The sequence below is a fragment of the Aeromonas aquatilis genome (assembly GCF_054052405.1).
The window spans coordinates 1-275 of sequence record NZ_JBSTYP010000210.1 but is presented as its reverse complement, the minus strand read 5'-3'; the positions used below and the strand labels follow the sequence as shown (position 1 = coordinate 275).

The 275-nt window shown below is 56.4% G+C and carries 1 protein-coding gene; it reads left to right on the top strand.

Going from position 1 to position 275, the window contains the following annotated elements; genetic code table 11:
* Positions 1-275 (top strand): transposase (locus tag ACW5W8_RS24065; protein ID WP_498630933.1); only part of this gene is annotated, 275 nt, incomplete at both ends.

Sequence of the window (275 nt, the reverse complement as noted above, 5' to 3'; positions counted from 1 at the left end):
CAAGATGCTCTTCATCGGCTATCTCTTTGGCATTCGCAGCGAGCGCCGCCTGGTTCAGGAAATTCACCTCAATGTGGCCTATCGCTGGTTCTTGCGCATGCGGCTGACCGACAAGGTTATTGATGCCTCCAGCTTCTGTCAGACCCGCCGTCGCCGCTTTGCCGAGTCCTCCATCTATCAGGACATCTTCGATGACATCGTCAATCAGGCCATGAACTACCGGATGGTCGGCGGCCGGGTTCTCTATACCGACAGCACCCACCTGCAAGCCAATG